Raw genomic sequence first — 23,427 nt, 5'->3', positions numbered from 1 at the left:
TTTATAGATGCATTAATTGTCTGAATTCTTTAACTTTGCTGCGGCTGACAGGCACTTCAAAATCCAGATCTTTCAGTCGCAGAATGTAGGTGTTATTAAACCACGGTTCGATTTCGCGGATTTTGTTCAGATTGACACAAAATGAGCGATGGCAGCGGAAAAAATGCGACGGCGGCAATTTGCTGCAAAACTCGGTGATGTTCATCGGCATCACGTAGGATTCACGCCGCGTATAGACAAAGGTCATTTTTTCGTGCGCTTCGGCGTAATAGATATCATTAATTGGCGTGACGATAATTCGCTCATCTTTCACCAGATTAATGGTGTCATTCTCCCGCGTTACTGTTACCGCAGGCGTACTGCTGGTTTGCTGTTGCTGCCAGGCCGCTTCCAGTTTTTGTAGCATCCCGGTGATGCGTGATTCCTGATACGGTTTGAGAATGTAGTCAAACGCCTCCAGTTCAAACGCTTCTACCGCATGTTCTTTCCACGCGGTGATAAACACAATAAACGGTTTATGGGCGAACTGGCTGATGTTTTGCGCCAGCAGCACGCCATCCAGCGACGGAATATTGATATCCAGAAAAATGGCGTCGACGCGGTTATGTTGCAAAAACTTCAACACGTCCAGACCGTCGTCAAAGGTGCCGACAATCTCCATCTGGCTATGCTCTTTAATTAGCCAGCTCAGTTCCTGTTGCGCCAGGAATTCGTCTTCAACAATGATGACTTTCACAATATCACTCCGGCTCAAAGCAATAACGTAGCCTGTGAGGCGACAGGGGTGCGTTGGTTAGGAATGTAAAACGCAATTTCCGTTCCGGGTTCCAGACGGCGGATATGCAGCCCCTCGCCATACAATAACTTCACGCGATGATGCACATTCAACAGGCCTATTTTATTACCTGGCATTTCGTTCGCTTCGACTCGTTCAATCACTTGTGGATCGATGCCATGCCCGGTATCTCTGACCGCAATGCGGACCCGATTACCGCACTCTGCGACGCTAATAGTTACAACACCTTTTCCTTTACAGGGTTGAATGCCGTGGACAATGGCGTTCTCCACCAACGGCTGAATCAGCAGGCTGGGAATACAGCAATTCACCTCTTCATCAATATCATAGATAACCGTCAGCTTGTCACCAAAGCGGGCCTGCTCAATGGCGATATAGTCTTTGATTTGATATAGCTCTTTTTTAATATCGATTTGCTCATCGTCTTTTAATTCAATGTTATAGCGCAGATAACGCGACAGATTAAAGATCAACTGGCGAGCGGTATCTGGATTCAGACGAATCGATGAGGAGATTGCGTTCAGTGCGTTAAACAGGAAATGGGGATTAATTTTACTTTGCAGGGCGCGAAGCTCTGCCTTATTTGCCATTTCACGTAACTGCTCGGCACGGGAAACCTCCAGTTGGGTGGAGATAATTTGCGACAGTCCTACCGCCATCTCCTGTAATGAGGACGTAATCTGGTGCGCGTGGCAGTAGTAAATTTTCAGCGTTCCGGTCACAACGCCTTTCTCCCACAATGGGATCACCAGCATCGAGTGGATTTCCGGTGTGCGGTGGGCTTCATCATTGTTTTTAATGATGATTTTCCCATAATTCATCGCCTGACGCGTCGTTGGGCTAATGAAGTCATCGCCATTCTGGTAGTTATGCTCGCCCACACCGACATAGGCCAGTACATGCTCGGTATTGGTAATTGCCACCGCGTCGGCGTGAATGTCGTCACGGATAATTTCACAGACTTTACGTAACGATTCGCTATTCACGTGACGAAACAGCGGCAGGGTTTTATTGGCAATATCCAGCGCCAGCTTGGCCTGCCGCGCAGCGCTGGCCTCTTTTTCGCCTTCAACGCTTTGCACCAGCAGTACAATAAAGCCGATACAGACACTGCCGAGGATCATCGGAATCCCGATTTTGGAGACGATATCCAGCCCCAGCTCGGTGGTTGGTGCCCAGACAATCACCAGAATCATGGTTAGTGTTTCGCAGAGCATACCGCCCAGAATACCGACGCGCCAACGCTGCGCTTTGGGGATTTTCAGGTTAATCCAGCCAGAAATACAGCCCGCCAGAATACTGGTGATAAAGCAGGGGATCGCCGTCACGCCTCCAATATCAATAAGATAGCGGTGAATCCCGGCTATTACGCCGGTAATGATGCCCACCCACGGGCCAAATAAAATCCCGCCTGACATTACCGCAATAATACGCACGTTAACCAGTGAGCCTTCCACCGGCACGCCGGACCAGGTGCTGAACAGGGCGAACAACGAGAAAATGGCGGTAACGGCAAGCAACTCTTTTGGTGAGTGCGCCGACTTGTGTAACAACTCGCGAAACAGGCGGATACGAATAAGGAAGAACAGGCAGATAAGCATTAACGCTGCCCGATCGAAGACCGCCAGCAGCATGTTGAATATTTCGTGCACGGGTAACTCTGGATAAGGATTAAACCTCTATGATAGGTAACCTGATGGCTGATGACCAGCAGACCATTTTTGAGGAAAAACCACAAATTTAAAAGGGGATTGTCAGGTAAATGGTGCATTGGCAATACATATCTTGATAATGCACATCAGGTTGGTAAATTTATTGAAATTATAATGTTAATTAATGTGGTGGCGTTTTCTTGGGAAAAGGTGAGAATTTCCTGTTTTATTACTGATGTTCCTCTTTTATGGCAGCAAAAATTTTTTTGCTAAAACGCTCGACAGACAGATTTTATTCAGGCTATTTTCAAAACAGCCACCTATCGTGGTAGCGTCGCTCGGACGGTCCGGGCGCTCACGTTAATCTGAGGAAATTATGGCTGACACTCGCCCTGAACGTCGCTTTACGCGTATTGATCGTCTCCCGCCTTACGTTTTTAACATTACCGCTGAACTGAAAATGGCTGCGCGTCGGCGCGGCGAAGATATTATCGATTTCAGTATGGGTAACCCTGACGGCGCAACTCCGCCGCATATTGTTGAAAAGTTATGCACTGTAGCACAGCGCCCGGATACGCACGGTTACTCCACTTCACGCGGCATTCCACGGTTACGTCGCGCCATTTCTCGCTGGTATCAGGATCGCTACGACGTTGAAATCGACCCGGAATCAGAAGCCATCGTCACCATTGGCTCGAAAGAGGGGCTGGCGCACCTGATGCTGGCGACGCTGGATCACGGTGACACGGTGCTGGTGCCTAATCCCAGCTACCCGATTCATATCTATGGTGCGGTGATTGCCGGGGCGCAGGTACGTTCAGTACCGCTGGTGGAGGGTGTTGATTTTTTCAATGAACTGGAACGTGCTATTCGCGAGAGTTATCCGAAACCGAAGATGATGATCCTCGGCTTCCCGTCGAACCCAACCGCGCAATGCGTGGAACTGGAGTTCTTCGAAAAGGTTGTTGCACTGGCGAAACGCTACGATGTGCTGGTGGTTCATGACCTGGCTTATGCCGATATCGTCTACGATGGCTGGAAAGCGCCGTCAATTATGCAGGTTCCGGGCGCACGCGACGTAGCGGTCGAGTTCTTTACGCTGTCGAAAAGTTACAACATGGCAGGCTGGCGTATCGGCTTTATGGTTGGCAACAAAACGCTGGTCAGCGCGTTGGCACGCATCAAAAGCTATCACGATTACGGCACCTTTACACCGTTGCAGGTGGCGGCTATTGCGGCGCTGGAAGGCGATCAGCAGTGTGTGCGCGACATTGCCGAACAGTATAAGCGCCGTCGCGATGTGCTGGTAAAAGGGCTGCATGAAGCGGGCTGGATGGTCGAAATACCGAAAGCCTCAATGTATGTTTGGGCAAAAATCCCGGAACCATATGCAGCGATGGGCTCTCTGGAATTTGCCAAAAAGCTGCTCAATGAAGCGAAGGTTTGCGTCTCGCCGGGTATCGGTTTTGGTGACTACGGTGACACCCATGTACGCTTTGCGTTAATTGAAAACCGTGACCGCATTCGTCAGGCTGTCAGAGGCATCAAAGCAATGTTCCGCGCTGATGGCTTACTGCCAGCCAGCAGTAAACATATTCACGAAAACGGCGAATAAATGTATTCTCAGAAAAGCAAACAGGAGCCAGACGGCTCCTGTTTTTCATTGCACAGTTTGCTTTTAGATCATCAGGGCAAAAGTACCGGCCCAAACGATGACCATAAAAGAAATGCCCATAAAGAAATATTTCACTTTACATCTCTCCGCGTAATTACTGTTACGCCTGAATGACTTCACTACATCTGGTACAGTGAGTTGACACCGGGCAAAACGACCTTAAAAGTCCTCAGCTTTGCCGTGGGCATCATCCCAGAATTCTGAGCTGATTTGCTCGAGACGGCGCTAATGTACGCCTAAAACTAAATTGAAACAAGTGGCATTTTCTTATTTACTTTTAGTAACTTACGAGTGTCTCATATCGACGACAGTTTAATTTCTGCCAGTAATAATTCACGATTTAGCGAAGGGAAAAGCCTTAAGAAAAAAGCCATAAAAACCATTGAGTTATTGTGGCTAATTTGAAGAGGGAAAGAGAACGGGTCGTTTGTTAAACGTATAACGACGCTTCACCCACCGGACGTGTTTTGAAGCGGCGGTGGATCCAGAGATATTGCTCCGGTGCACGCATAATCTCTTTCTCAATAACCTTGTTCATATAAGCGGCAGCCTGACATTCATCAGTCGGGTAACCTTCCATTTCTGGGGTGATATACAAACGGTATCCGCTGTAATCGGCTTTTCGAACCATTGTCACAGTCAACATGGCGGAACCTGAAAGGCGAGACAATACGTAGGTGCCATTGGTTGTTGCGACATTTTCTACCGCAAAGAACGGGGCGAAGGAGCTACCCTTACGACCATAATCTTGGTCGGGGGCAAACCATACGGCTTCACCTTTTTTCAAAGCGCCGACAATACCGCGCAGATTATTTCTGCCGATCATCGCTTTGTTAGAGCGCATGCGACCACGAGTCTGCACCCATTCCATCAACTGGTTATTATGCGGACGATAAGTTGCCATCATTGGCTGGCAAAGTCCCATTACGCGGCCACCCAGTTCCAGCGACATAAAATGTACGCCGACGACCATTACGCCACGATTTTGCATTTGTGCGCGTTGCAGGTTATCCAGGCCTTCGACATCAAACCACTTACGCACGCGACGATCGGGCCAGAACCACGCCATTCCGGTTTCAACCAGCGCCATACCAAGCGAGCGAAAGTTTTCGGCAATGATCTTCTCGCGTTCTTCAGAAGAATGCTGCGGGAAACAAAGTTCAAGGTTTTTACGCGCGATGGATTCGCGACGTTTCAGAAATGGTCTGGCCATCGTGCCGATACGTGTGCCAAGAAAGCACAGAACAGGATAAGGAAGTTGTACCCAAAGCCAGAGTACGCCAAGACCAAACCACGTGAGCCAGTAGCGAGGATGGAGAAACTCGCGGGAAAATTTGCGTTGTGGAAACATAGTTACCTTCTGTAGATACTAATTGTTGTATCGCAGAAGATTCCATGTCGACAGCGGTACACTCAATATATTAGGCCATCATGTACGACAATGGTTCCTGTAAAGAGTGTAAAGACTAGCCAGGACAAAACCACGAGGAGCATGAATGCGGTACTTCTACTGTAACACTGGCAGATCGTTTTCAGCCACTTTTTATTAATCATGCTGAATAAATATTTTTCCACCTGACAAAGAACCGTTTGTAACACCTTGTTTTAACTCCACTGCTGGTCGGGTAAGAGAAGAATGTTGATAAATTGTTGCATAAATTGCAAGTATATAAGGATTGTCTTACTATAAAAGTAACTGAAGTTACAGGTTTTTTAGCACGGCAGGAGGTTGAGCTATGATTTATTTATGGATGTTTCTCGCGCTTTGCATTGTCTGTGTTAGTGGGTATATCGGTCAGGTACTGAATATAGCATCTGCCGTTTCTTCTTTTTTTGGCATGGTGATCCTTGCCGCACTCATTTATTACTTCACTATGTGGTTAACTGGCGGTAATGAGCTGGCAACGGGGATATTTATGTTTCTTGCCCCGGCTTGTGGCTTGATGATCCGCTTTATGGTGGGGTATGGAAGGCGGTAATGAGGGGGAGATATGGTGTCCCCTGCAGGAATCGAAAAGTAAACTAACAGATTGAATTATAACTTATTTATCTTTCGATTTTGGTGGGTGCCCCAGTAGGTGCCCCCAGGTATTGTGGTCAGAAATGCTGGCTTTTAGTAGATGAAACAAGCCTGACGACCTTTCAAAGGTTATTCTGATTTTACGACTGATAGCTCACTTTTTATACGGTAGTAAGTCGCTCGGCTGATTCCTGCTGCCTTCATGATGAGTTCAGGTTTTACTCCTTGCTCCAACATCTCTCTAACGATCTCTCGGGCTTCCTGATTTTTCTCCCTGCCAATGTATATTCCTTCGCTTTTAGCTCGCTCAATGCCTTGCTGTTGGCGTTTACGACGTGTTTCGTAATCCTGTCGCGCCATTGTGGCAAGGATATCAATCAACATGGCATTTACGGCTCTCAGGATGCCGCTGGTTAGGTCATTGCCTGCCATCTCTACCATCTGCCAGCTCGTTGGCAAATCCATTGATACGATGATTAACCCTTTCCGGTTGAGTGTATCTTTCAGTTCAACCCATGCGCTATGTTCTAGGCGACTCAGACGATCTATAGCTTCCACTAGCAACAGATCGCCGGGCTGGGCTTCAGACAATAGCCGCATAAGCTCTACGCGCTCAAGCTTCGCCCCGCTAGCATTTTCTATGTACTCTCCAGCAATCTGCCAGCCTTTTAATTTTGAAAATTCACGTAGGCTGGTAAGTGCTCGATCAGCGTGTTGCCCCTCAGTTGATGCTCGGCAGTAAATTCTAACGTTCATTGCATTGTCTCAATAGGGTTGTGAATTTAAGTGCAAATGATACATAAGGCATTTTGTGTAGTCAAAATGTTCCTAGAAAACCCTATTGAGACTTTGTGTCACCTTGTCATTACGGTATACCCAATTGAGACAATGATAACGACTGGTGTTTAAGGTGATATATTGAGCTAGCCGAAAGAAACAGCACGACACCGTTTTTACCGTATGAGATAATTTGTTGTGCTGGTGGGGTTGCTTGCCAGTACTTGGAATGGTACAAATCTGTACCATTGTTCGACGGTCTATTAACAAGGAGTGTTAAGATGGAAAAAGACCTGAATGAGTTGAGGGAATACCTATTACTTTCCCCCGTCTATCCTGAAATTAACGATTGTCTGGCTAGTCTCTCAATGGAAGACGTGACCAATGAAGAGTTCGCGGAACGTTTGGGAATTGCTCCTGATTGGATGGATGCTATAGATACTAGCCAACTTGCTTAAGAAAGGACGCGCCATTGCTGGGCGCGTTTCTCATTTCTCCCGTAGCACTACGCATACCATCTAATAAATTTCACCATCAAAATCAGTAGATTGATAAAATGTCACTCAAATCTGTCATAAGTATCACAATTTTTAAACCTAATTGAAATATAATGTTATTAGATATTATCTAATGGAGGTAGTTTAATGTCTTATGCGTTGATTGATAATGCTTCGTTAACAGCAGTCGAAAGAACACTGGGTGATATTCTTGTTAAGAATCCAGATACTATTAACGGAGATTTAGTCGCTTTTGAAAATCTTATTCAAGCGATACTTTTTTACGATACCCTGATCTGTGTAGATAATTATAAAAAAGAATATAGAGATAAACGCATTGCTAAATTTGACTTTATTAAATTTGTATCTGAAAGTGATTTTCAACTCAGTGAACTTGATCAGTTAGCACAAGTTGAATCTCGGCAAATTACTCCCGAAATTAGAGGTGGGGAGTTTGTTGACGATGATTTTAGGCAACTTGTAGAGATGCTTAAGCTGAATATGATTTGCACATGGGATCTTCGGTCTAGCGTGTATTACTTAACAATGAAAATGCTTGGTCAGCCCGGTACTCCTGAATATGCGAAATATAGTGAACTAAGTGCATCGATTTTTAATGAATTATCAGATGCTTCTGATACGAAAGGGTACTGGTCAACCGATGTGAAGCTAGTGAGTTCATCTGGACATGAATATACTGAGCGTGAATTTGAACTAGAAAGGGAAAAATCTACTCGCGGTAAAGGAGGTATGACTCGTTCACTTGAAATGTTTATCGCATCGCTAAATTGGCTGGCATATAAATCTATTTATTACAGCGTCATTGCTAAGCATTTTAAAGCAGACTCATTTATTCATCCAATAAGGCATGCATATCAATTGCATTGGATGAAAAAAACAGGTGCTTTTGGTCATGATTATACTGCAAGGTTGGTGCAATCGTTGTCTGATAAAATCAGTACTGCAAGATCTGAAATTGTAGATCATGGACGCACATCTACTATTTCATTAGATTTACCAATATTTTCTGCATGGCTAGCAAACGAAACAGGAAATGTCTCTCAAGTTATCAATTCAGCTTTAGAGCTTAGAACACATGATCATTTTCGTACGTGTCGAGATGTAATCCGAGAGATTCATGTGACCTACGATGAATCGGGGATAAGTGCAGGAAATAAAAAAGTAACAAAATTACTAAGTGATTTAGATAAAATATCTGGAGATATTAAACGAAGCTACGGTGTTCCATCAAATCAAGGTATTCAAGGCAGTTTTTTGATAAAATGTATAAATTCATTGACAGGACTCGTGGGTATTCCAGGTTTGCCTGATAAAGAGTTTGCACTGAGCACTCCTGAATTTATGAAGTCTAAACAACATAAAGCATTTTCTACCGTTTTCAAGGATGTTACTAACGAACTAACAAGCATTGAACGTTTAGGTGGGCTTCGGGATAAATTAGCGTCGAACTTTACTATTGATGATTCTTATTATACCGAGCCAAAAACAGAGGATCCGAGATTCCGTTACGTAAGTAGTAATTGGAAGCAGCCAATGTAGATATAGTTAAATGTATAATTATAAGTAATAACAATTTACAGGCATTATTGAATTAAAAATATTGCGTTAGGGTATAATATCTAACGCAATTAGATTGAAAAATTAATTAAATAGTTAGTCAGAGCTAACTTCTTGTATTGTTAGTTACACTGCCTAACCTACAGACAAAAAGCCCCTCAGAATTGTGCTTACGCGCTCAAATTTCACTGCTGGGGATTTTTACTTACATTCAACCCAAAAAGTGACCAAAAAAGTGCTTACAGAGTTGACGTTACGTTGACGTTGTTTTCTGAAAATGATCCCTTGGTGACTTATTTTATGTATTTGATTTTACGTTTTTTATTTAATGTTTTATCACTTTAAACTAACGTCAACTTATCCTTATAGAGCGATTAATTTCTATAAGTACTTTTTCTCAAAATTTGATTTTTACGGATGGAAGTCCATCAAAGAAACGTCATTTTTTTCTAAGACTTTGATCTTTCGTTTACGGTGTTAGTGGGGACTTCGGTCGTCGAGCGCGATGCGCTCTTCTGACCGTTTCAATGGATAGGTTCGCCTTCTTGCGCCTCTCGCGGCGTTTGCCGCGCTCCGCGCTTTTGGCGGTTTGGCAGGCATATCTCTCTTATTATTGGTCGTTTTTTGCACTGCCATGTCACGATCTGTCACTACTAGTAGTAATGGTCATAACCTCCGCTTTCTCTTCTGGCTCTGGATGCTCTCACTCGTGCTTTTCTTAACATCCTTAACAGCGGGTGGGTTTGTACTTTGTTCGAGTTTATTGTCTGTGAGGATAGTAACTCCCTGCGCTCTGTCTCTGCCTCTTTGGTGACCGCTATCACTGATAAATCCCAATCGTGTTTGCTAATTAACGGTGCTTGGAACGGGGTGATTGGTGAGCGATTTATGTCTTGTCGTTTCAATGTACGCTGTATCTGTCGCTTAACTTTGTAGTTGTCTTTCCTTGATGCCTGAATGGCTTTTAGTATGCGTCTTACAGCATGAAAGCCAGTGATAGAAAGTGTTTCTTTTTTTATCTCATGCCGCGCCCAGCCATTCGAATAACCCCAAACGGTGGCATCTGACCAATCATATAGGCTCTTGCTCGCCTCTCTATTAAAGTCATTTAACTTAGTTTCGGGCTTTGCCATGTAATCAATCTGTTTACCTATACACTTTGTAGGCTCTGAATATTGCTGACCTTTCAAATCTAGATCCCACTGGGGAGGAACATTTGATGGGATTGCATTGTTTGCCAGTGTTACCCATTTGCTGACAATTTTGCCAGCTTGCCCATTAATGCTTCTTTCGTTCACCATGATTATTGCGTGTACATGCGGCTCTGACTGGTGTTGAGCCCACTCCATGACGTAAACCCACTGATTGCCTTTCGAAGTCAACCATCTGGTAAGTGCCTTTAACGCTTTGTTGAATTTCTCTGGCGTTGTTCCCTTAACGGGTCTGAAGGTAAAGGAGTAGGGGATACCACTAGTTGATTCGACATCCAGAGTAAACAAAGCTCGTCTCATTGTACGCCATTTCTTCTTTGTCCAGGCTGGTGGTATGCATTGGTTAGCCTTTGATGATTGGCGTTTATTCTCCGCCTTTAATTCATTACGTTTGTGCGTAACTGATTTCACATAAGCTAATGTGCGACCATTGATGTGATTGATTACGGCTTGTGATTTTGTGGATAGACTCGCGTCTTTATCGTATAATTCCATGTGTAAAGTTCATATATTTCAATTGATTCAAAGCCGACTCTCGCAAAGTCGGCTTTCTGCTTTGTCAATCACAGGTATTTGGTTTCAATACCCTTGTAAACAGTTCTAAGCGTGTCTTCAGGCACTTTGCCCACCAGCCCACGCAACAACGACAACGTTATGTTTACCTTACGCAATGTCTTTACATATCTGGCGTTCGTCCTCCAGATCTTCAATGTTTCGTCTTTATCGCTGTGGTATGCTTCTAAATTGCGTTCTGTGACGTGATACGCCCCTGTTTTAAACTGCTCAACAGGAATTCCCCAATCGTTGCGTAACAGCGTTAAAACGCGACTACGTTCGTGATTTCCGGCTTTCCTTAATATGTCGTCAAACTCCTTTGGGGTAAGCTTCCTGCCACTTAGTAGGCTATCGCGTATATTCGCGGCGACCTGAGAGCGTGTAAGAGTGCTCATTTTCGTCCCCCCAGAAATCTGTCGGCAAATTGATCAAGGCTGGAGGCAAGCCACACCCGGCGCTTGCGTCCATTGATGGTCTGATTTATATAGGGAGGAAAGCTTGGGATATATCGCTTTAACTGATAGAAGCGTGACAGACATACGCCAAGATATTCTGCTGCGTCTTTAGCGGTCAGGTAATTAATCATTTTATTCCCTTACTGTTGTACCAAAATGCAATACGGGGGAGACTTCCTGTCTCCCCAAATTACTCTACAATTTTTGTGCGATTAAATCAGATCTATTACTAAGTAATCATCGCCAGAGGCAATGCCGATAGCTTTTCCACCGCTGGTGGATTTCACATCATAAACCCAGGTGCTGGTGCTCACCTTTTGTGGCTCTGATCTAATCAGTGCCGCGAAGGTTTCAAAATCAACATGGGTTACGTTCAGTTTTTGATTGGTAGGTTTCAACTGCATTCTTAATACCTAATAACGTATTGTTTGTATCCTGTTTGTTTCTGTTCTTTAGTTGCTACGCGATTCGGCTATACGTTGATCGATCCAGTCATCGATCTCGCTTTCAATAAAAGCTATTGCACGAGAACCAATCTTGACTGATTGGGGGAATTGTCCTCGGCTCATCAGAGCATATACCCACGCCTTGCTATAGCCAGTGCGTTTCAAAACCTCAGATAGCCGAATCAGCGACTTTTTCATATCTACCTCGTAATACGTTGCTTGACTATGTGAGATAGTAAATCATTGTTTTTTTAAGTTTTCTGTGAGTTTGGAGAAAAAGTTTTCGGGAAAGGAATTGTCCCAAATTGGGCGTTTGTTTTCGTCTCTCCAGCCAATTTGGGAACATCAATTATTTTACTTGGTTATCTTTCCCAAAAAATTGGGTGCGTGCCGCTGCAAAGTCTTTTTTAGAAGCGTTCTTAGATTATCCATGGTCATGCCAGCATCATTGTATTCTTCACTGTACTTTGCGATGTTGTTTGCTGCTTTCTCGCACACCGCGGACTGGTTGAGCTTTCCATTCTTTCTAACGTCCTCGCTGGATTCATATAAAGCAATCGCCAGCCCAGCAATCATTTTCCAGGCGGTGTTTTTGCCGCGCCAGTCACTGGGGAGCGACCCACTTTCTGTTTCCTCTGCTATCGGTTCATCAATGTTGTGATCTTCCAGTTCTGGGAAGAAGCTCACAAGCTCGGACCGCTTGAAATAAAACGAATCGTAAGACCCATACCAATCATCCTCATCATCGTGATATAAAAAGTCTTCTCCTTTCCTAACGTTGAAAGTCCCTTCTTCCCCCGGTATCGGGCTCTCCCTGTATTCATGCCCCATAGCCAGAAGACCTAAAAACTCCACACACTGCTTTTCAAAGTCTTCATTAGTCGTAAAACCAGATACCCAATCGAACTGATAAAAGCCCAGCCCCCCTAAAGTATCTGGTTTAGTCTTGCTCAATCTGTAGTTACTTAAGATAGCGGCAGCTATCACTCTTTCATTTTCATTGTTTAGTCTTGCAAGTTCGCTGATCAGATTACCAAACCAGATTTTATCTTCTGACTCGTTATAAAACGCATCTAGTCCTGTCATCTTAGTCACGGCGTGTTCTCCTACCGAACTCGTAAGGGCTTATATGTATTTCTCGATTGGCGTCCAGATAATCTGCCCACCATTGAAGCATTAGTTTGCGCTCTTCTAAGTAATCAGCCTTGTGCTTGTAGGCTCTTTTAACGTCTTTATATTCTTTGTGGCTCATCTGGCGCTCTACTGCGTCTTCCTGCCACAAACCGGACTCCATCAAGGAACTACAAGCTGTGGCACGGAATCCATGTCCAGTTACGTCCTCTTGCGTGTTATATCCCATTAAACGTAATGCCTTGTTTACTGTGTTTTCACTCATCACGCCTTTGGTGTTTCTTTCATTCGGAAACACAACATCGTAGCTTCCGCTTAGTTCTCTCAACTGCTTTACAATAGAAACAGCCTGACGGCTAAGAAGCACGATATGTTCGTCTTTTCCCGTCTTTGTGCCACGGGTGGAAAACCTCACACCATCGATAGGCTCTCTTTTTTTAGGGATAATCCACTCGGCCCGATCAAGGTCAAACTCTTTCCAACGGGCAAACCTTAACTCGCTTGAACGAACAAAGGTCAACATGGTTAGCTCAATGGCAAGGCGGGTAAGAGGATTACCTCTAAAACTTCCCAATCGAGTGAAAAAGTCTGGTAGGTCTCTGGGATGTAATGCGGCATGATGCTTAGTTTCATATTGCATTAACCGGACATCGAGATCATTCGTGATAATTTCTGTCTTAATGCCGCTCAGACGAGCACTATGTATGATGTCCTTTACTCGTTGTTTAAGTCGGTTAGCTGTATCGTGTTTCCCTGCGTCATCTACCTTCTTAAACAAAGGTAAAATTGTCATCGCCTCCAGTTTGCGAATATCCGAGTTGCCAATGTGAGGAAAAATATACATTTCAAGGCTTCTAAGTACGCGTTTTCTGTGGGCTTCGTTCCACATCTGGTGGCTTTCAACCCATTGACGTCCTATTGTCTCAAAAGTGAATGCACCTTTTTCTTCTGCTTTTGCTGCTCTTTGCTCAGCTTTGGGATCTATCCCCTTGACTAACAACTTTTTGGTGTTGTCTCGTTTTTCTCTGGCGTCTTGTAAGCTAATGGTTGGATATACACCAAAAGCAAGTCTGTCTTCTTTCTTATCTGATGGGCGGCGATACTTCATTCGCCAATACTTCGACCCGGTCTGGGATACTTCAAGATAAAGACCACCACCATCAGACAATTTATAAGTTTTGTCTCGTGGCTTAGCTGCTTTGCACTGACGGTCTGTTAATTTGTTGAGGGTATTTCTGGACATATTGGGGGCACATATACAATCGAACCAGCAATGCCCCCAATTATGCCCCATAGATTTACTTGATTTCAATAGACGGCAATGGACGTCATGAGAATAAAAACTCTTTATTTTTATATGGTTACATGGGATTTATAGACAATGGTAGACGTTGGTGTACGGCGGGATGGTGTCCCCTGCAGGAATCGAACCTGCAATTAGCCCTTAGGAGGGGCTCGTTATATCCATTTAACTAAGAGGACAATGCGGCATGAGTATAACCGCTATTAAACAGCGGAGTAAGTACACCGCCGCTCGATTGCTTAAACCCTCGCCACTTACACCGGGTTTTTATCATTTTTCTTAATAGTTTCCGCACATTCTGCTTTCTGGCGGGCCTCTTCTTTACGCTTGTTACTCATATCGTTGCGGATCTGTGCATGGCTCATTAACGCGAAGATGAAAGTGCCGCCGCAAATATTCCCCGCCAGAGTAGGTAGCGCAAATGGCCAGATGAAATCGCTCCAGTGCAGCGTGCCGTTAAATACCAGATAGAGGATCTCTACAGAACCCACGACGATGTGAGTGGTGTCACCCAGGGCGATAAGCCACGTCATTAATATAATTACCACAATCTTTGCCGCTCCTGCCGCAGGGAACATCCATACCATTGTGGCTATCAGCCAGCCGGAGATAATCGCGTTGGCAAACATCTCGCTGGGGGTGTTTTTCATTACATCCATGCCGATTTTGACAAACGCATCGCGGGTTTCTTCATTAAAGATAGGCATATACTCAAACGCCCACGCCGCAATACCTGTTCCAAGAATATTACCCAGCAACACGACGCCCCATAACCGCATCAGTAAGCCGATGTTGCCGATAGTCGGTTTTTGCATTACCGGTAGTACCGCAGTTACGGTATTCTCAGTAAATAATTGCTGGCGAGCCATAATGACGATAATAAAACCAAAGGTATAACCCAGATTCTCCAGCAAAAAACTCCCCGGTACACCTTCCAGTTCGACATGAAATATACCTTTTGCCAGTAGCGAAGCGCCCATCGACAGGCCCGCAGCAATAGCTGACCACAGTAGCGCCATTGCGTCGCGTTCCAGCTCTTTTTCGCCGTCCTGGCGGATATGCTCGTGAATAGCCATCGCTCTGGAGGGGAGTCGGTCTTCATCTATTTCTATTTTTTTCCCGCGTTCTTTTTCTTCACTCTCTACTTCAAGTTCGTCGCTGTGTTTATCTATTTTGTCGTTATCCATGGTGTCGTCTCTTGAATTAGCACGCATAGCTAAAGCGTAGCGGCTTTTTTGCTCGCAACTGGCGGGAGTTACTCTGAAAATGTATAAAAGGCCGCGTTTGCCTTTTTCTGTTTCTACGGAATCAAGTAGCCTACAGGGCGGCGATTACCAGGCTATGATCAAATCAGCATTTCAGGGCGTCTGGACATCAGTTGACGTGCTGCTACAATCGCCCACACCTAAACAGGCGGATACGGTATCGTTCCGTCATGGATGGCAAACTGCATAAGCCATAAAAAGCCATAAAAAACAGGGAGACATTTATGAAGCTTCGCCTGTCGGCGCTTGCTCTGGGAACTACGCTTCTGGTGGGGTGTGCGAGTTCCGGTACAGATCAGCAAGGGCGTTCAGACCCGTTAGAAGGGTTCAACCGCACCATGTACAATTTTAACTTCAATGTGTTAGACCCGTATGTGGTTCGACCGGTAGCTGTCGCCTGGCGTGATTATGTTCCGCAACCGGCGCGTAACGGTTTGAGCAATTTTACCGGCAACCTTGAAGAACCTGCGGTGATGGTTAACTATTTCCTGCAGGGCGACCCTTATCAGGGGATGGTTCACTTTACCCGCTTTTTCCTGAACACCATTTTGGGGATGGGCGGCTTTATTGATGTTGCGGGGATGGCGAATCCGAAGCTGCAACGTACTGAACCTCACCGTTTTGGTAGTACGCTCGGTCACTATGGCGTGGGCTATGGGCCGTATGTTCAGTTACCGTTCTACGGTAGTTTCACGCTGCGTGATGACGGCGGTGATATGGCAGATGCTCTTTACCCGGTACTTTCCTGGTTGACCTGGCCGATGTCTGTGGGTAAATGGACGCTTGAAGGGATCGAAACCCGTGCGCAGTTGCTGGATTCCGACGGTCTGCTTCGTCAGTCGTCCGATCCTTATATTATGGTTCGCGAGGCTTACTTCCAGCGTCATGATTTCATCGCCAATGGCGGCGAACTCAAACCGCAGGAAAACCCGAACGCGCAAGCGATTCAGGATGATTTAAAAGATATCGATTCTGAATAAGATGCAAATAAAAAAGGTGAGTCGTAAAACTCACCTTTTTTCTTATTAAGCTAACGTGTTATTAGAACGCGTAGTTAAAGTTAGTCCCGAACAGCCAGGCTTTACCTTCAGACTCGAATTGATATGGACCTTCGTTGATCTTCACGCTCTGACCGTGCATATAAGAGACGCCGACATCTACAGAAGCATCTTTATTAAATGCATAAGTAGTACCTGCGCTCAGCCAGAAACGGTCCTGATCCGGAATGGAGATAGAACGGTTCTGTGCCGGAACTGGGCTGTCATCGAAGGCAATGCCGGTACGGAAGGTCCAGTTATCATCGTAGTAATAAGTTGTACCCAACGCGATGCGGTAAGCATCTTTAAAGCCTTCATGTTTCTGGAACAGCGTGTCGCCACCGGTTGAGGTTGCTTTCAGTTGTTGGAACTGACTCCAACTGGTGTAAGCCAGGCTATAGTGAATCGCCCACTGCGGATCAACACGGTTATAACCAGACACTTCCCACATTTCAGGCAGGTTCAGCGTCAGATAACCCGACTGCGTTGCGCCACCTGTAGCACCAGGCAAACCGAGATTGTAGTTATTCAGGCCAATTGGCAAGTCGCTGCTGTAGTTACCTTTGAAGTCAATTTTTACCTCAGAACGGTAGGTCAACGCGTAGCGGTTGTTTTTATCCAGCTCATACAGGATCCCGGCGTTCCAGCCAAAGCCCCACTGGTTGCCGTTCAGATGAGCAATTTTGGTGTTACTTTCAATATCATTAGCGGCTGCAGCCAGCGCTTGTCCCTGTGGTGTCCGTCCGGCGGGAGATTGCATAATCTGACCAGCAACCAGTTGCCCCAGATCACCTGCAAAACGTTCAATTTTTGCACGAGCATAGACGGCGTTAAGACCAAGACCGAAACTCCAGGCGTTGTTTAAGCGGTAGGCACCGCTTAAATTCATATTCACGGTTTCGAGGTCGGTTGTACCACCGACAGAACCGCCTGCATAAGTGTCATTAAACTCTGTCGCCAGACCATAGTTAGAGGTAATGGAAGCCCCCCAACCAAATTGGTCGTTAATCGGCGCAACAAAGTGTGCGTTCGGAACCCATGCTGTAGGTGCGATGTTATCCGCGTCGAGGCTACGACCAGACGGAGAAGTTCCGCTGATATTCACATCCGGATCAATATAAACCGCACCCGCAGAAAAAGTCGGGCGGTCAAACATGGTAATCAACGCGGGGTTACGGCTGACATTACCAGCATCATCGGCAATAGCGCCTTCCCCTGAATAAGCCCGACCCAGGCCAGAGGAAGAAAATTCGTTTAACTGAAAGCCTGCCGACCAGGCCTGGGTGGAGATAAGTGCCACTGCGACTGCGAGAGCAGACTTTGTAAACAGGGTTTTCTGGCTCATGACCATAACCTCAATAATTTATTTTTATACAAACTATGTTACGTGCTGTAACAGGAGCGCGAAGTGTAGGGGCTGATGTACATCTTAGAAATCAGACCAGTGGCGAGAGTATAGGTCTGACCAGATGGAATGTTGCAAGTATGTTTCTATATTTTTTCAAATATGATCTAAGAAACGCGATCCAGTTGGCAAAATTTGGAGGTGGCGCACTCATTCATCCAGGTGAATTTTGTTTTAGATCATTTTTAAGTGTGATTTCGGTCACTTATCTGATTTTGCAGAATTAACAACTGGAGCAGCACTTTTCAGAAGCGTAAAATATCCGTAACGTTTATCTGGCACCTTGGGTGCACATACAGAGGAAATCAACGATGAGTAAATGTAGTGCTGATGAAACCCCGGTTTGCTGCTGTATGGATGTTGGCACCATTATGGACAACTCCGATTGCACCGCGTCTTACAGCCGCGTGTTTGCAAACCGCGCAGAAGCAGAACAAACGCTGGCGGCGCTGACTGAAAAAGCCCGTAGCGTAGAATCCGAACCATGCAAAATCACCCCGACTTTCACTGAAGAGTCTGACGGTGTTCGCCTGGATATTGATTTCACTTTTGCCTGCGAAGCTGAAATGCTGATTTTCCAGTTGGGTCTGCGTTAATTCCTCTCGGGTACATACGTCCCTGCCAGGTTGTTGGCAGGGGCGTTTTATTTTCTCTTCTTCTTTTCTCTCTGTGTCATAGCTCCCACTTTCCCTTTTCTCCACTTGGCTAAATGTAAAAAAATAGTTAAGACTATGATCAGGTCAGACCACTTTATGTCTTTTTTTACAGGGGAGTGTTATGGGTCAGGTTTTACCGCTGGTTACCCGCCAGGGCGATCGCATCGCCATCGTTAGCGGGTTACGTACGCCTTTTGCTCGCCAGGCAACGGCTTTTCATGGCATTCCCGCTGTTGATTTGGGGAAGATGGTCGTCGGTGAGCTGCTGGCACGTAGTGAGATCCCCGCCGAAGTGATTGAACAACTGGTCTTTGGTCAGGTTGTGCAAATGCCAGAGGCTCCCAATATTGCGCGTGAAATTGTTCTTGGCACTGGAATGAACGTCCATACCGACGCATACAGCGTCAGCCGAGCTTGCGCTACCAGTTTCCAGGCGGTTGCGAACGTGGCCGAAAGCCTGATGGCGGGAACCATCCGCGCCGGTATTGCTGGCGGGGCCGATTCCTCTTCGGTATTGCCAATTGGCGTCAGTAAAAAACTGGCGCGCGTGTTGGTTGATGTCAACAAAGCCCGCACGCTGAGCCAGCGTCTTAAACTCTTCTCCAGCTTGCGTTTGCGTGACTTAATGCCTGTTCCGCCTGCGGTAGCGGAATATTCCACCGGTTTGCGAATGGGCGATACCGCCGAACAAATGGCGAAAACCTACGGTATCACCCGCGAACAGCAAGATGCACTGGCGCACCGTTCGCACCAGCGTGCTGCCCAGGCATGGTCAGAAGGCAAACTCAAAGAAGAGGTGATGACCGCCTTTATCCCTCCTTATAAACAACCCCTCGCGGAAGACAACAATATTCGCGGTAATTCCACGCTTGCTGATTACGCAAAACTGCGTCCGGCATTTGACCGTAAACACGGAACGGTAACTGCGGCGAACAGTACGCCTCTGACCGATGGCGCGGCGGCAGTGATCCTGATGACCGAATCGCGAGCGAAAGAATTAGGACTGGTGCCGCTGGGATATCTGCGCAGTTACGCGTTTACCGCTATTGATGTCTGGCAGGACATGTTGCTCGGTCCGGCCTGGTCAACGCCGCTGGCGCTGGAGAGAGCAGGCCTGACGATGGCCGATCTGACATTGATTGATATGCATGAAGCATTTGCCGCCCAGACGCTGGCAAATATTCAGTTGCTGGGTAGCGAACGTTTTGCCCGCGATGTGCTGGGGCGTGCACATGCCACTGGCGAAGTGGACGATAGCAAATTTAACGTGCTTGGCGGTTCCATTGCTTATGGTCATCCCTTCGCGGCAACCGGCGCGCGGATGATTACCCAGACATTACACGAACTTCGCCGTCGCGGCGGTGGATTTGGTTTAGTGACCGCCTGTGCCGCAGGTGGACTTGGTGCGGCAATGGTTCTGGAGGCGGAATAATGGAAATGGTATCGGCTTTTACCCTCAATGTACGTCTGGACAATATTGCCGTCATCACCATTGACGTTCCCGGCGAAAGAATGAATACCCTGAAGGCAGAGTTTGCCTCGCAGGTGCGCGCCATTATTAAACAACTCCGCGAAAATAAAGAACTTCGAGGCGTAGTGTTTATCTCCGCTAAACCGGACAACTTTATTGCCGGTGCAGACATCAACATGATTGGCAACTGCAAAACCGCGCAAGAAGCGGAAGCACTGGCGCGGCAGGGCCAACAGTTGATGGCGGAAATTCATGCTTTGCCAGTTCCTGTTATTGCCGCCATTCACGGCGCTTGCCTGGGCGGTGGTCTGGAGCTGGCACTGGCGTGCCACGGTCGTATCTGTACAGACGATCCTAAAACCGTGCTCGGTTTGCCGGAAGTACAACTTGGGTTGTTACCTGGTTCAGGCGGCACCCAGCGTTTACCGCGCCTGATCGGCGTCAGCACAGCACTAGAGATGATCCTCACTGGCAAGCAACTACGGGCAAAGCAGGCGTTAAAGCTGGGGCTGGTGGATGACGTCGTTCCGCATTCTATTTTACTGGAAGCCGCTGTAGAGCTGGCGAAGCAGGAGCGTACAGTTTCTCGGACTCTCCCGATTCGTGAACGAGTGATGGCCGGGCCATTAGGTCGTGCGCTGTTATTCAAAATGGCAGGCAAGAAAACAGAACAGAAAACCCAGGGCAACTACCCGGCGACAGAACGCATTCTTGAGGTTATCGAAACAGGATTAGCGCAGGGCTCCAGTAGCGGTTATGACGCTGAAGCACGGGCCTTTGGCGAACTGGCAATGACATCGCAATCACAGGCTCTGCGTAATATCTTTTTTGCCAGTACCGACGTGAAGAAAGATCCTGGCAGCGATGTTGCCCCCGCCCCATTAAATAGCGTGGGGATATTAGGTGGTGGCTTGATGGGCGGTGGTATTGCTTACGTTACAGCCGGTAAAGCGGGGCTACCTGTAAGAATTAAAGATATCAACGCCCAGGGCATAAATCATGCTTTGAAATACAGTTGGGATCAGTTGGAGGGGAAAGTGCGCCGCCGGCATATCAAAGCCAGTGAACGCGACAAACAATTGGCGCTGATTTCAGGTTCTATGGATTATCACGGTTTTTCCCATCGCGATCTGATTATTGAAGCAGTGTTTGAAAATCTCGAATTAAAACAACAGATGGTGGCGGAAGTGGAGCAAAACTGCGCCCCTCATACAATTTTTGCCTCCAATACCTCATCTTTACCGATTAGCGATATTGCCGCTCACGCCTCACGACCAGGGCAGGTTATCGGCCTGCATTTCTTCAGCCCGGTAGAAAAAATGCCGCTGGTAGAAATCATTCCTCACGCCGGGACATCGGCGCAAACCCTCGCCACCACGGTAAAACTGGCGAAAAAACAGGGCAAAACGCCAATCGTGGTGCAGGATAAAGCCGGATTTTACGTTAATCGCATTCTGGCACCTTACATTAATGAAGCTATCCGCATGTTGACCGAAGGTGAGCGTGTTGAGCACATTGATGCCGCACTGGTTAAATTTGGTTTTCCGGTGGGACCAATCCAACTTTTGGATGAGGTAGGAATCGACACAGGGACTAAAATTATTCCTGTACTGGAAGCAACTTATGGAGAACGTTTTAGTGCGCCTGCAAATGTTGTTTCTTCAATTTTGAACGACGATCGCAAAGGTAGAAAAAATGGCCGGGGTTTCTATCTTTACCGCCAAAAAGGGCGTAAAAGCAAAAAACAGGTTGATCCCGCCATTTACCCGTTGATTGGCGCGCAAGGGCAGGGGCGACTGTCCGCACCGCAGGTTGCTGAACGGTGTGTGATGTTGATGCTGAATGAAGCAGTACGTTGTCTGGACGAGCAGGTTATCCGTAGCGTGCGAGACGGGGATATTGGCGCAGTATTTGGAATTGGTTTTCCGCCATTTCTCGGTGGTCCGTTCCGCTATATCGATTCTCTCGGCGCGGGCGAAGTGGTTGCAATAATGCAACGACTGGCCGCGCAATATGGTTCCCGTTTTACCCCTTGCGAGCGTTTACTTGAGATGAGTGAGCATGGGGAAAGTTTTTGGAAAACAACTGCAACTGACCTGCAATAAGAAGGTCAAAGCTATATGAATCCGCGCTGAATGGTGGAGTCCTGGTTAAAATGTAAACGCATATTGACTATACTTACGCCATTGAGGTAAAAAACAGCGTTTCATTCGGTGAATGGATAAGGCACAATGCCGGCCACCGTCTTCTTTCTCTGGTTTCAGATGAAAGAAGACGGGTGAATCTGGTTAACAAAAGCGGTGCAATATGCAAGTTTTTATCATGCGTCACGGCGACGCAGCCCTCGATGCCGCCAGTGATTCGGTTCGTCCTCTGACCACTAACGGTTGTGACGAATCTCGCCTGATGGCGAACTGGCTGAAAGGTCAAAAAGTGGAAGTCGAACGTGTTCTGGTGAGCCCGTTCCTGCGAGCCGAGCAAACTCTGGATGTCGTAGGTGATTGTATGGAACTGCCATCCAGTGTCGAAGTTCTGCCAGAATTGACGCCCTGCGGCGATGTCGGTCTGGTTAGTGCTTATCTTCAGGCATTGACCAACGAGGGAGTCGGGTCGGTACTGGTTATCTCTCACTTACCCTTAGTCGGTTATCTGGTAGCCGAGTTATGTCCGGGCGAAACGCCGCCTATGTTTACCACTTCAGCTATTGCCAGCGTAACGCTTGATGAAAGCGGAAAAGGCGAATTTAACTGGCAGATGAGCCCGTGTAATTTGAAAATGGCAAAAGCGATATAATTACGCAACGTTTATATCGCATATCAACTTTCAGAGAGCCACTTAAGTGGCTCTTGTTGTATTGAATGTCAGGGAAGTTCTGGCGGCAGCCACTCTTCCACTTCAATCAATACCAATAACGCCGCGTCGCCGCCGTACTCTTTTGGTGCCTGGTGAAATGCCATCACATGCGGATGCTGTGCCAGCCACAGTGGTGTTTGTTGCTTCAAAATATGCTTACCGTGCCCATGCATCACACAGGCGCAAAACACATGTTCACGGCGACAGGCGGCAATTAATGCGCCCAGTTCCTGTTTGGCTTGTAGCTGCGTCAGGCCGTGCAAATCAAGAAACAACTCCGGCGAATAATCACCGCGTCGCAGTTTCTTCGCCTCAAAATGACTGACATCCGGGCGGACATATTTAACCGGGCCTTCGGTATTTAATAACGGCTGAAATTCATCAGAGAAATAATGGCTGGCATCAGCCTGCTCCTGAATCAACCGCTTGACCGGCACTTCGCTGACTTTTTTTCGTTGTGGTCGATGGACAATCGTGTCCTGCTTAATCTTGCGAGTACCCGCCATCAACTGGCGAAACAGGGCCTGATCCTCCTCGCTGAGAGTTGTTTTCTTTTTCATCTATGCATCTCTATTTTATTTTTCCTACAGTTTACCCGACTCGTAGCGCAATCGATCGGCCAAAACATAATTTTCCTGCGTCAT

General features: G+C 46.7%; 24 protein-coding genes and 1 tRNA gene. 9 read left to right on the top strand and 16 right to left on the bottom strand.

What is annotated here, in order from left to right:
• Position 1 precedes the first annotated feature (1 nt).
• Together ypdB and ypdA are read right to left on the bottom strand one after the other, a co-directional pair.
• Positions 2 to 736 carry a two-component system response regulator YpdB gene (gene ypdB, locus A1WG_RS19045; protein WP_001516812.1) on the bottom strand — a complete coding sequence of 245 codons (735 nt, stop codon included), beginning with the start codon at positions 734 to 736 and terminating at the stop codon, positions 2 to 4.
• Positions 737 to 750: 14 nt separating this feature from the next.
• A complete protein-coding gene (gene ypdA, locus A1WG_RS19050) occupies positions 751 to 2,448 on the bottom strand; it encodes a two-component system sensor histidine kinase YpdA (protein WP_000544386.1) in 1,698 nt (565 codons plus the stop codon).
• A gap of 376 nt (positions 2,449 to 2,824) precedes the next feature.
• Here ypdA and alaC point away from each other — a divergent pair, with 376 nt between their 5' ends.
• Positions 2,825 to 4,063, top strand: a complete 1,239-nt coding sequence (gene alaC / locus A1WG_RS19055) for an alanine transaminase (RefSeq protein ID WP_000785926.1) — start codon at positions 2,825 to 2,827, stop codon at positions 4,061 to 4,063.
• Positions 4,064 to 4,126: 63 nt separating this feature from the next.
• On the opposite strand, the gene ypdK is transcribed toward alaC, so the two are convergent.
• Both ypdK and lpxP read right to left on the bottom strand, forming a co-directional pair.
• Entirely contained in the window at positions 4,127 to 4,198 is a 72-nt protein-coding gene (gene ypdK, locus A1WG_RS24070; RefSeq protein WP_010723117.1) for a membrane protein YpdK, read from the bottom strand.
• 355 nt (positions 4,199 to 4,553) lie between these two features.
• Positions 4,554 to 5,474 carry a kdo(2)-lipid IV(A) palmitoleoyltransferase gene (gene lpxP / locus A1WG_RS19060; protein ID WP_000484419.1) on the bottom strand — a complete coding sequence of 307 codons (921 nt, stop codon included), beginning with the start codon at positions 5,472 to 5,474 and terminating at the stop codon, positions 4,554 to 4,556.
• Positions 5,475 to 5,859: 385 nt separating this feature from the next.
• Here lpxP and A1WG_RS19065 point away from each other — a divergent pair, with 385 nt between their 5' ends.
• Entirely contained in the window at positions 5,860 to 6,102 is a 243-nt protein-coding gene (locus A1WG_RS19065; RefSeq protein ID WP_000639873.1) for a YfdY family protein, read from the top strand.
• A 170-nt stretch (positions 6,103 to 6,272) separates the two neighbouring features.
• Here the strand turns inward: A1WG_RS19065 and A1WG_RS19070 are convergent, their stop codons facing one another.
• Positions 6,273 to 6,899 carry a recombinase family protein gene (locus A1WG_RS19070; RefSeq protein ID WP_001516811.1) on the bottom strand — a complete coding sequence of 209 codons (627 nt, stop codon included), beginning with the start codon at positions 6,897 to 6,899 and terminating at the stop codon, positions 6,273 to 6,275.
• 302 nt (positions 6,900 to 7,201) lie between these two features.
• On the opposite strand from A1WG_RS19070, the gene A1WG_RS19075 reads away from it, so the two are divergent.
• Positions 7,202 to 7,378, top strand: a complete 177-nt coding sequence (locus A1WG_RS19075) for a hypothetical protein (protein WP_001516810.1) — start codon at positions 7,202 to 7,204, stop codon at positions 7,376 to 7,378.
• 186 nt (positions 7,379 to 7,564) lie between these two features.
• Positions 7,565 to 8,977, top strand: coding sequence for a hypothetical protein (locus A1WG_RS19080; RefSeq protein ID WP_000119350.1), 1,413 nt, complete (start codon positions 7,565 to 7,567; stop codon positions 8,975 to 8,977).
• A 671-nt stretch (positions 8,978 to 9,648) separates the two neighbouring features.
• Here A1WG_RS19080 and A1WG_RS0121360 read toward each other — a convergent pair.
• The 9 genes from A1WG_RS0121360 to A1WG_RS19120 form a co-directional block, all read right to left on the bottom strand.
• Positions 9,649 to 10,296, bottom strand: coding sequence for a replication protein (locus A1WG_RS0121360; RefSeq protein ID WP_123056223.1), 648 nt, complete (start codon positions 10,294 to 10,296; stop codon positions 9,649 to 9,651).
• A 473-nt stretch (positions 10,297 to 10,769) separates the two neighbouring features.
• Entirely contained in the window at positions 10,770 to 11,156 is a 387-nt protein-coding gene (locus A1WG_RS19085; RefSeq protein ID WP_001516808.1) for a hypothetical protein, read from the bottom strand.
• Positions 11,153 to 11,347 (bottom strand): MerR family transcriptional regulator, encoded by a 195-nt coding sequence (locus A1WG_RS19090; RefSeq protein WP_000611586.1) that lies wholly within the window; start codon positions 11,345 to 11,347, stop codon positions 11,153 to 11,155. Before A1WG_RS19090 ends, A1WG_RS19085 begins: the two co-directional genes overlap by 4 nt.
• An 81-nt stretch (positions 11,348 to 11,428) precedes the next feature.
• Complete coding sequence (locus tag A1WG_RS19095; protein ID WP_001461315.1) at positions 11,429 to 11,620, bottom strand: hypothetical protein; 192 nt, start codon at positions 11,618 to 11,620, stop codon at positions 11,429 to 11,431.
• Between the two features lie 48 nt (positions 11,621 to 11,668).
• On the bottom strand, positions 11,669 to 11,860 hold the full coding sequence (locus A1WG_RS19100) for a helix-turn-helix transcriptional regulator (RefSeq protein WP_001516807.1): 192 nt from the start codon (positions 11,858 to 11,860) through the stop codon (positions 11,669 to 11,671).
• A 156-nt stretch (positions 11,861 to 12,016) separates the two neighbouring features.
• Positions 12,017 to 12,757, bottom strand: a complete 741-nt coding sequence (locus A1WG_RS19105; protein ID WP_001516806.1) for a hypothetical protein — start codon at positions 12,755 to 12,757, stop codon at positions 12,017 to 12,019.
• The gene (locus A1WG_RS19110) at positions 12,750 to 14,036 is read right to left on the bottom strand and encodes a tyrosine-type recombinase/integrase (protein WP_001516805.1); all 1,287 of its coding nucleotides are present in this window, start codon (positions 14,034 to 14,036) and stop codon (positions 12,750 to 12,752) included. The genes A1WG_RS19105 and A1WG_RS19110 overlap by 8 nt, the downstream gene beginning before the upstream one ends.
• Positions 14,037 to 14,200: 164 nt before the next feature.
• Positions 14,201 to 14,275 (bottom strand) — tRNA-Arg (locus A1WG_RS19115).
• A gap of 75 nt (positions 14,276 to 14,350) precedes the next feature.
• On the bottom strand, positions 14,351 to 15,283 hold the full coding sequence (locus A1WG_RS19120) for a formate/nitrite transporter family protein (RefSeq protein WP_000368110.1): 933 nt from the start codon (positions 15,281 to 15,283) through the stop codon (positions 14,351 to 14,353).
• 302 nt (positions 15,284 to 15,585) lie between these two features.
• Between A1WG_RS19120 and mlaA the strand changes: the two genes are divergently transcribed.
• A complete protein-coding gene (gene mlaA, locus A1WG_RS19125) occupies positions 15,586 to 16,341 on the top strand; it encodes a phospholipid-binding lipoprotein MlaA (protein WP_000776778.1) in 756 nt (251 codons plus the stop codon).
• Between the two features lie 61 nt (positions 16,342 to 16,402).
• On the opposite strand, the gene fadL is transcribed toward mlaA, so the two are convergent.
• A complete protein-coding gene (fadL, locus tag A1WG_RS19130) occupies positions 16,403 to 17,743 on the bottom strand; it encodes a long-chain fatty acid transporter FadL (RefSeq protein ID WP_001516804.1) in 1,341 nt (446 codons plus the stop codon).
• 371 nt (positions 17,744 to 18,114) lie between these two features.
• Here fadL and A1WG_RS19135 point away from each other — a divergent pair, with 371 nt between their 5' ends.
• From A1WG_RS19135 to sixA, 4 genes are all read left to right on the top strand, one after another.
• Complete coding sequence (locus tag A1WG_RS19135; RefSeq protein ID WP_001296261.1) at positions 18,115 to 18,399, top strand: YfcZ/YiiS family protein; 285 nt, start codon at positions 18,115 to 18,117, stop codon at positions 18,397 to 18,399.
• Positions 18,400 to 18,580: 181 nt separating this feature from the next.
• Positions 18,581 to 19,891, top strand: coding sequence for an acetyl-CoA C-acyltransferase FadI (gene fadI, locus A1WG_RS19140; RefSeq protein WP_001516803.1), 1,311 nt, complete (start codon positions 18,581 to 18,583; stop codon positions 19,889 to 19,891).
• Positions 19,891 to 22,035 carry a fatty acid oxidation complex subunit alpha FadJ gene (gene fadJ / locus A1WG_RS19145; RefSeq protein ID WP_001516802.1) on the top strand — a complete coding sequence of 715 codons (2,145 nt, stop codon included), beginning with the start codon at positions 19,891 to 19,893 and terminating at the stop codon, positions 22,033 to 22,035. The genes fadI and fadJ overlap by 1 nt, the downstream gene beginning before the upstream one ends.
• Before the next feature lie 202 nt (positions 22,036 to 22,237).
• The gene (sixA, locus tag A1WG_RS19150) at positions 22,238 to 22,723 is read left to right on the top strand and encodes a phosphohistidine phosphatase SixA (protein ID WP_001195823.1); all 486 of its coding nucleotides are present in this window, start codon (positions 22,238 to 22,240) and stop codon (positions 22,721 to 22,723) included.
• 68 nt (positions 22,724 to 22,791) lie between these two features.
• Here sixA and smrB read toward each other — a convergent pair whose 3' ends face one another.
• Positions 22,792 to 23,343, bottom strand: coding sequence for an endonuclease SmrB (gene smrB, locus A1WG_RS19155; RefSeq protein WP_000730816.1), 552 nt, complete (start codon positions 23,341 to 23,343; stop codon positions 22,792 to 22,794).
• Between the last annotated feature and the right edge of the window lie 84 nt (positions 23,344 to 23,427).

The organism is Escherichia sp. KTE96, from assembly GCF_000408525.1.
In the GTDB taxonomy this organism is placed as follows: domain Bacteria; phylum Pseudomonadota; class Gammaproteobacteria; order Enterobacterales; family Enterobacteriaceae; genus Escherichia; species Escherichia marmotae.
Note: the sequence above shows the minus strand (reverse complement) of the source record. Positions and strands in the feature narration are given on the sequence as shown.

Excerpts from the sequence above, each read along its gene's own strand:
- alaC (WP_000785926.1), top strand. The coding sequence starts at position 2,825 with ATGGCTGACACTCGCCCTGAACGTCGCTTTACGCGTATTGATCGTCTC.
- lpxP (WP_000484419.1), bottom strand. The coding sequence starts at position 5,474 with ATGTTTCCACAACGCAAATTTTCCCGCGAGTTTCTCCATCCTCGCTAC.
- A1WG_RS19065 (WP_000639873.1), top strand. The coding sequence starts at position 5,860 with ATGATTTATTTATGGATGTTTCTCGCGCTTTGCATTGTCTGTGTTAGT.
- A1WG_RS19070 (WP_001516811.1), bottom strand. The coding sequence starts at position 6,899 with ATGAACGTTAGAATTTACTGCCGAGCATCAACTGAGGGGCAACACGCT.
- A1WG_RS19075 (WP_001516810.1), top strand. The coding sequence starts at position 7,202 with ATGGAAAAAGACCTGAATGAGTTGAGGGAATACCTATTACTTTCCCCC.
- A1WG_RS19080 (WP_000119350.1), top strand. The coding sequence starts at position 7,565 with ATGTCTTATGCGTTGATTGATAATGCTTCGTTAACAGCAGTCGAAAGA.
- A1WG_RS0121360 (WP_123056223.1), bottom strand. The coding sequence starts at position 10,296 with ATGGTGAACGAAAGAAGCATTAATGGGCAAGCTGGCAAAATTGTCAGC.
- A1WG_RS19085 (WP_001516808.1), bottom strand. The coding sequence starts at position 11,156 with ATGAGCACTCTTACACGCTCTCAGGTCGCCGCGAATATACGCGATAGC.
- A1WG_RS19090 (WP_000611586.1), bottom strand. The coding sequence starts at position 11,347 with ATGATTAATTACCTGACCGCTAAAGACGCAGCAGAATATCTTGGCGTA.
- A1WG_RS19095 (WP_001461315.1), bottom strand. The coding sequence starts at position 11,620 with ATGCAGTTGAAACCTACCAATCAAAAACTGAACGTAACCCATGTTGAT.
- A1WG_RS19100 (WP_001516807.1), bottom strand. The coding sequence starts at position 11,860 with ATGAAAAAGTCGCTGATTCGGCTATCTGAGGTTTTGAAACGCACTGGC.
- A1WG_RS19110 (WP_001516805.1), bottom strand. The coding sequence starts at position 14,036 with ATGTCCAGAAATACCCTCAACAAATTAACAGACCGTCAGTGCAAAGCA.
- A1WG_RS19120 (WP_000368110.1), bottom strand. The coding sequence starts at position 15,283 with ATGGATAACGACAAAATAGATAAACACAGCGACGAACTTGAAGTAGAG.
- mlaA (WP_000776778.1), top strand. The coding sequence starts at position 15,586 with ATGAAGCTTCGCCTGTCGGCGCTTGCTCTGGGAACTACGCTTCTGGTG.
- fadL (WP_001516804.1), bottom strand. The coding sequence starts at position 17,743 with ATGAGCCAGAAAACCCTGTTTACAAAGTCTGCTCTCGCAGTCGCAGTG.
- A1WG_RS19135 (WP_001296261.1), top strand. The coding sequence starts at position 18,115 with ATGAGTAAATGTAGTGCTGATGAAACCCCGGTTTGCTGCTGTATGGAT.
- fadI (WP_001516803.1), top strand. The coding sequence starts at position 18,581 with ATGGGTCAGGTTTTACCGCTGGTTACCCGCCAGGGCGATCGCATCGCC.
- fadJ (WP_001516802.1), top strand. The coding sequence starts at position 19,891 with ATGGAAATGGTATCGGCTTTTACCCTCAATGTACGTCTGGACAATATT.
- sixA (WP_001195823.1), top strand. The coding sequence starts at position 22,238 with ATGCAAGTTTTTATCATGCGTCACGGCGACGCAGCCCTCGATGCCGCC.
- smrB (WP_000730816.1), bottom strand. The coding sequence starts at position 23,343 with ATGAAAAAGAAAACAACTCTCAGCGAGGAGGATCAGGCCCTGTTTCGC.